At 60.9% G+C, this 6201-nt stretch carries 6 protein-coding genes; 4 read left to right on the top strand and 2 right to left on the bottom strand.

Features of this window, described 5'->3' with window-relative positions; translation table 11 throughout:
- Both araG and araH read left to right on the top strand, forming a co-directional pair.
- Positions 1–1377, top strand: a 1377-nt coding sequence (araG, locus tag BT204_RS25400; protein WP_072448673.1) for an L-arabinose ABC transporter ATP-binding protein AraG, incomplete at its 5' end; no start/stop codon positions are given.
- 9 nt (positions 1378–1386) lie between these two features.
- Positions 1387–2355 carry an L-arabinose ABC transporter permease AraH gene (gene araH / locus BT204_RS25395; protein ID WP_005787495.1) on the top strand — a complete coding sequence of 323 codons (969 nt, stop codon included), beginning with the start codon at positions 1387–1389 and terminating at the stop codon, positions 2353–2355.
- 115 nt (positions 2356–2470) lie between these two features.
- Here the strand turns inward: araH and BT204_RS25390 are convergent, their stop codons facing one another.
- Complete coding sequence (locus BT204_RS25390) at positions 2471–3619, bottom strand: aldose epimerase family protein (protein WP_072448671.1); 1149 nt, start codon at positions 3617–3619, stop codon at positions 2471–2473.
- A gap of 138 nt (positions 3620–3757) precedes the next feature.
- Between BT204_RS25390 and BT204_RS25385 the strand changes: the two genes are divergently transcribed.
- Positions 3758–4525 (top strand): SDR family NAD(P)-dependent oxidoreductase, encoded by a 768-nt coding sequence (locus BT204_RS25385; RefSeq protein WP_072448670.1) that lies wholly within the window; start codon positions 3758–3760, stop codon positions 4523–4525.
- A 60-nt stretch (positions 4526–4585) separates the two neighbouring features.
- On the opposite strand, the gene mug is transcribed toward BT204_RS25385, so the two are convergent.
- Complete coding sequence (gene mug / locus BT204_RS25380) at positions 4586–5119, bottom strand: G/U mismatch-specific DNA glycosylase (protein ID WP_072448668.1); 534 nt, start codon at positions 5117–5119, stop codon at positions 4586–4588.
- A 95-nt stretch (positions 5120–5214) separates the two neighbouring features.
- Here mug and yghU point away from each other — a divergent pair, with 95 nt between their 5' ends.
- A complete protein-coding gene (gene yghU / locus BT204_RS25375; RefSeq protein ID WP_072448667.1) occupies positions 5215–6042 on the top strand; it encodes a glutathione-dependent disulfide-bond oxidoreductase in 828 nt (275 codons plus the stop codon).
- The last annotated feature ends 159 nt before the right edge of the window (positions 6043–6201 follow it).

Below are 6201 nucleotides of genomic sequence, written 5' to 3'. Positions count from 1 at the left end.
GGCAAGTCGACCCTGCTGAAAATCCTCGGCGGCGCCTACATTCCGTCCAGCGGTACGGTGCAGATCGGCGCGCAGACCATGGCCTTCAAATGCGCCGCCGACAGCATCGCCAGCGGTGTGGCGGTGATTCACCAGGAGCTACATCTGGTGCCGGAAATGAGCGTGGCCGAGAACCTGTTCCTCGGGCATTTGCCCACGCGCTTTGGCGTGGTCAACCGGAGCCTGCTGCGCAAGCAGGCCCTGGCCTGCCTCAAGGGCCTGGCCGATGAAATCGACCCCGACGAGAAACTCGGGCGCCTGTCCCTGGGCCAGCGCCAATTGGTGGAAATCGCCAAGGCGCTGTCCCGTGGCGCCCATGTGATCGCCTTTGACGAGCCGACCAGTAGCCTCTCGGCGCGGGAAATCGACCGCTTGATGGCCATCATCACGCGCCTGCGCGACGAGGGCAAAGTGGTGCTCTACGTGTCGCACCGTATGGAAGAAGTGTTCCGTATCTGTGACGCAGTGACGGTGTTCAAGGACGGCCGCTACGTGCGCACCTTCGAGGACATGAGCACGCTGACCCACGACCAGTTGGTGACCTGCATGGTCGGTCGCGATATCCAGGACATCTACGATTACCGCCCGCGCGAGCAAGGCGAAGTCGCGCTCAAGGTGGACGGCTTGCTCGGCCCGGGCCTGCGTGAACCGATCAGTTTCCAGGTGCGCAAGGGCGAGATCCTGGGCCTGTTCGGGCTGGTGGGGGCGGGGCGTACCGAGCTGTTTCGCTTGCTCAGTGGGTTGGAGCGCGCCAGTGCCGGCAGCCTGGAACTGTGCGGGCAAGCGCTGCAACTGCGCTCACCCCGGGACGCCATCGCCGCCGGGGTATTGCTGTGTCCGGAGGATCGCAAGAAAGAGGGCATCATCCCGCTGGGCAGCGTCGCTGAAAACATCAACATCAGCGCGCGTGGCGCCCATTCCACCTTTGGCTGGCTGTTGCGCGAAGGCTGGGAGAAAGGCAACGCCGACCGACAGATCCAGGCGATGCGGGTCAAAACGCCGAACGCGGCGCAGAAGATCCTGTACCTGTCCGGCGGCAACCAACAGAAAGCCATTCTTGGCCGCTGGCTGTCGATGCCGATGAAGGTGTTGCTGCTCGACGAACCCACTCGCGGTATCGACATCGGCGCCAAGTCGGAGATCTACCAGATCATCCATAACCTGGCGGCCAGTGGCATTGCGGTGATCGTGGTGTCCAGCGACCTGATGGAGGTGATGGGCATCTCTGACCGCATCCTGGTGCTGTGCGAAGGCGCCCTGCGCGGCGAACAACTGCGCGAGCACGCGACTGAATCCAACCTGCTGCAACTGGCCTTGCCACGCGGCCTGGCGAACTGAGAGACGACCATGACCATTCAAAACAACGCGTTGCCCTCGGCACGCAAACCCCTCGATATGCGTGCATTGCTCGATAACTGGGCGATGCTCTTGGCGGCGGTGGGCATCTTCGTACTGTGCGCGCTGCTGATCGATAACTTCCTCTCTCCGCTCAACATGCGCGGCTTGGGCCTGGCGATTTCGACTGTCGGTATTGCCGCGTGCACCATGCTGTTCTGCCTGGCCTCGGGGCACTTCGACCTGTCGGTAGGCTCGGTGATCGCCTGCGCCGGGGTAGTTGCGGCGATTGTAATGCGCGATACCGACAGCGTGATGCTGGGCATTGGTGCAGCGCTGCTGATGGGCCTGATGGTGGGGCTGATCAATGGCATCGTGATCGCCAAACTGCGGGTCAACGCCTTGATCACTACGCTGGCGACCATGCAAATCGTGCGCGGCCTGGCTTACATCTTTGCCGACGGCAAGGCCGTAGGCGTGTCCCAGGAGCAATTCTTCGTGTTCGGCAACGGCCAATTGTTTGGTGTGCCGGTGCCGATCCTGATCACCATTGTCTGCTTCCTGTTCTTCGGCTGGCTGCTCAACTACACCACCTATGGGCGCAACACCATGGCCATCGGCGGTAACCCGGAGGCGGCGCTGCTGGCGGGCGTGAACGTTGACCGCACCAAGATCCTGATCTTTGCCGTGCACGGCCTGATTGGCGCGCTGGCGGGAGTGATCCTGGCTTCACGCATGACCTCCGGCCAGCCGATGATCGGCCAGGGCTTCGAGCTCACGGTGATCTCGGCCTGCGTGCTGGGTGGGGTGTCGCTGAGCGGCGGCATCGGCATGATCCGCCATGTGATTGCCGGGGTGTTGATTCTGGCGATCATCGAGAATGCGATGAACCTGAAGAACATCGATACCTTTTACCAGTATGTGATCCGCGGTTCGATCCTGCTGTTGGCCGTGGTCATCGACCGCATGAAACAACGCTGAACCCAGGCGCTGTGAAAAACCAATGTGGGAGCTGGCTTGCCTGCGATAGCGTTGGTTCAGGCAATAATTGAGTAGCCTGTGCCACCGCCATCGCAGGCAAGCCAGCTCCCACAATTTAATCAGCGGTGAACTTGAAAATAGTGTGTTGGGTGTAAGTCTGCCCTGGATTCAAACGCGTTGAGGCAAAGCTCGGCTGGTTAGGCGCATCCGGAAAATGCTGGGTCTCCAAGGTAAACCCACTCCAGTGCTGATAGGTCTTGCCGCCTTTGCCCTTCACCGAACCGTCCAGGAAGTTGCTGGTATAGAACTGCACGCCAGGCTCTGTGGTGTAGAGCTGCAAACGTCGGCCTGATTCAGGATCATGCACCTCGGCGGCCAGTTGCTTGACGTCCCCTTTGGTATCCAGCGCCCAGTTGAAGTCGAAGCCACCTTGTTTGGGCTCGGCGAATTTGAGCTGCGGATGGTCGTCCTTGATGTGCTGGCCGATGGCGGTAGGCTTCAGGAAGTCCATGGGCGTGCCCTTGACCGGCGCCAGTTCGCCGGTGGGAATCAAGGTGGCATTCACCGGTGTGTAGTGGCTGGCGTGCAAGGTGGCGACCTGCTTGAGAATGTCGCCGTTGCCCGCGCCGGCCAGGTTGAAGTAGCTGTGGTTGGTGAGGTTGAGCACCGTCGGTTTGTCGGTGGTGGCGGTGTAGTCGATGTGCAGTTCGTTGTGGTCGTTGAGGCGGTAGGTGACCTCGGTTTTCAAGTTGCCCGGAAAGCCCATTTCCCCATCTTTGGACAGGTAGGTGAGGGTGACGCCCACCGAGTCTTTGTCCTTGACCGATTTGGCTTGCCACACCTGCTTGTCGAAGCCCTGGGCGCCGCCATGCAATGAGTTAGGGCCGTCGTTGAGCGGCACCTGGTAGCGTTTGCCGTCGAGTTCGAAGGCGCCGCCGGCCAGGCGGTTGCCGTAGCGGCCAATGGTCGCGCCGAAAAACGCGGTACCGCCTTGATAGCCTTGCACGTCGTCGAAGCCCAGCACCACGTCGTCGAGCTTGCCGTGTTTGTCCGGCACCTTGAGCGACTGCAGCACACCGCCGTAAGTGATTACAGTGGCTTGCATGCCGTGGCTGTTGCGCAACACGTACTGTTCGACGGCGGTGCCATCGTTGGTTTTACCGAAGGGTTTGTGCTCGCTGCTAAGGCCGGCCGCGTGCGCGCCGCCGCTGGCGATCAGCATAGACAGCGCGAGGCCGGACAGCAGGTATCGAGGGTGCTTCATGGTCGAACTTCCTTTTGTTGTTTTGCTGGAATAGTTCTACTAATTTGAGATATTTTGTCGATATGACAGCAGATTTATAGCCTTTAACGCCGTTCTTGCAAAATAAAATAAGACTAATTAAGCGGAGCACTCATTGTTATGACTACCCAGCAAGCGATTTATCCCGACCTCAAGGACAAAACCGTGCTGGTTTCCGGCGGGGCTTCGGGGATTGGCGAGTTCATGGTGCGGGCCTTCGCCGCGCAGGGTGCCAAGGTGGCGTTTGTGGACCGTGCACAGAGCCAGGGTGAACGCTTGGCGGCGCTGCTCAACTCCAAAGGCCAGAGTGTCGAGTTCGAGTGCTGCGATATCACCGACGAGATCGGCTACCGTGCGGCGATCGGGCGTTTCGAGCACTCCCTGGGGCCGATCACGGTACTGGTCAACAATGCGGCGAACGATGTGCGCCACAGCCTGGAAGAAATCGACTCGCACATGTTCGACCAACTGATTGCGGTCAACCTCAAGCACGCCTTCTTTGCCGCCAAGGCGGTGGTGCCCATGATGAAGGAGGCTGGTAGCGGCTCGATCATCAACCTGGGCTCGGTGGGCTGGATGATGGCCTCGGCCGGCTACCCCGTATACGCCGCCAGCAAGGCTGCCGCTCACGGCATGACCCGAGCCCTGGCGCGTGAACTGGGGCCCAACCATATCCGCGTCAACACCTTGGTGCCGGGTTGGGTGATGACCGAAAAACAACTGGCCATGTGGGTCGACGACGCCGCCAAGGAGCTCATCGCCCGCAGTCAGTGCCTGCCCGGCAGCGTGATGCCGGAACACATCGCCAACATGGCGCTGTTTTTGGCCTCGGATGCCTCGGCGATGTGCTCGGCGCAGAACTTTATCGTCGACGGCGGGTGGGTGTAGCGACGCGAACAGGGCTCTTGGTAAGGGTAACGTTTGAACGCCGGGTGCTGCCCCAGGCTTTCAGCATGGCGCTTGAGGTTGGGGCGCTTGTACAACGGCCTCGCGTAGCCGCCGATACGCCTCCACCAATTGCTCAAGGCTGAACGCCAGGTTGCGCCCGCTGGGGTTGGGCAGCACCCATACCCAGGCGTCGCCCAGTAGCTGCGCTTGCAAACCCCAGGCGACCTCGCGCTGGCCGGTCAGTGCGCTATAGCCGGGCTTGCCGAGGAACGCGACGAAACGCGGGGCATGGCGGCGAACTTTATGTTCGAGCGCCGCAGCCGCGTCCTGGAACTCATGCCGCGCCAACTCGCCTGCACTGGCCGTTGGCCGTGCCACCAAAGTGGTCAATCCGCAACCGTAGTGCAGCAAGGTGGCGCCGTCTTGCGGGCGAATTTCATTGGGCGTGAAACCGGCCAGGTGCACGGTGCGCCAGAAACGATTGCTGCGATTGGCAAAATGCAGGCCGAGGGCTGCCGAGCCCTTGCCAGGGTTGATGCCGCAGAACAGTACGTGCAAGTGGTCGGCGAGGAGGTCGTCGAGTCGATCATTCATGCCGGATCTTCCATGCTGATAGGTGTGACGAATCATCGACCTTTGGTTTAGTCTGGAGCGCTTAGTTGATCGCAAGCGCCTCTGGAGCATTGATTATGACCGAGTACGTACCTGCCAAAGTCTGGACCTGGGACACCGAAAGCGGCGGCACCTTCGCCAGCATCAACCGGCCCATCGCCGGCGCCACTCACGAAAAGCCGCTGCCGGTGGGCAAGCACCCGCTGCAGTTATACTCCCTGGCCACGCCCAATGGGCAGAAGGTCACGATCCTGCTGGAAGAGCTGCTGGCCCTGGGGCACAGCGGCGCCGAATACGACGCCTGGCTGATCAAGATCGGCGACGGCGACCAGTTCGGCAGTGGCTTTGTGGCGGTGAACCCGAACTCGAAGATTCCTGCGCTGATGGACCACAGCGGCGCCACACCGATTCGCGTGTTCGAATCAGGCGCGATTTTGCAGTACCTGGCCGAGAAGTTTGGTGCGTTCCTGCCCACGGAGCCCGTCGCACGGGCTGAATGCCTGTCGTGGCTGTTCTGGCAGATGGGCAGCGCGCCTTACCTGGGGGGCGGCTTTGGGCATTTCTATGCCTATGCGCCGAGCAAGATGGAATACCCGATCAACCGCTTCGCCATGGAGACCAAGCGCCAACTGGATGTGCTGGATAAGCGCCTGGCGGTCAGCCAATACATCGCCGGGGATGAATACACCATTGCCGATATCGCCATATGGCCTTGGTACGGTGGGTTGGTCAAAGGCCGTTTGTATGGTGCGGCAGAGTTTTTGTCGGTGCATGAATACAAGCATGTGATGCGCTGGGCGGATGCGATTGATGCGCGGCCGGCGGTGCAGCGTGGGCGGCGGGTGAACCGGGTGTCGGGGGATGATCAGTTGCCCGAGCGCCATGATGCAAGTGACCTGGATTGATACGATAACCACGTGGCGAGGGAGCTTGCTCCCGCTGGGGCGCGAAGCGGCCCCGCTCTTTGTTTAAAAAGGCTGGGACTGCTACGCAGTCCAGCGGGAGCAAGCTCCCTCGCCACAGTTGCCGCTTCTGCCTTCGATAGTATCCAGCTGATTGTTCGA

It is taken from the genome of Pseudomonas sp. NFPP02 (genome assembly GCF_900119355.1).
GTDB classification, from domain to species: domain Bacteria; phylum Pseudomonadota; class Gammaproteobacteria; order Pseudomonadales; family Pseudomonadaceae; genus Aquipseudomonas; species Aquipseudomonas paracarnis.
The sequence above is the reverse complement of the archived record's forward strand: the minus strand, read 5'-3'. Positions and strand labels throughout refer to the sequence as shown.

Coding starts and splice junctions, on each gene's coding strand:
- araH (WP_005787495.1), top strand. CDS start 1,387: ATGACCATTCAAAACAACGCGTTGCCCTCGGCACGCAAACCCCTCGAT.
- BT204_RS25390 (WP_072448671.1), bottom strand. CDS start 3,619: ATGAAGCACCCTCGATACCTGCTGTCCGGCCTCGCGCTGTCTATGCTG.
- BT204_RS25385 (WP_072448670.1), top strand. CDS start 3,758: ATGACTACCCAGCAAGCGATTTATCCCGACCTCAAGGACAAAACCGTG.
- mug (WP_072448668.1), bottom strand. CDS start 5,119: ATGAATGATCGACTCGACGACCTCCTCGCCGACCACTTGCACGTACTG.
- yghU (WP_072448667.1), top strand. CDS start 5,215: ATGACCGAGTACGTACCTGCCAAAGTCTGGACCTGGGACACCGAAAGC.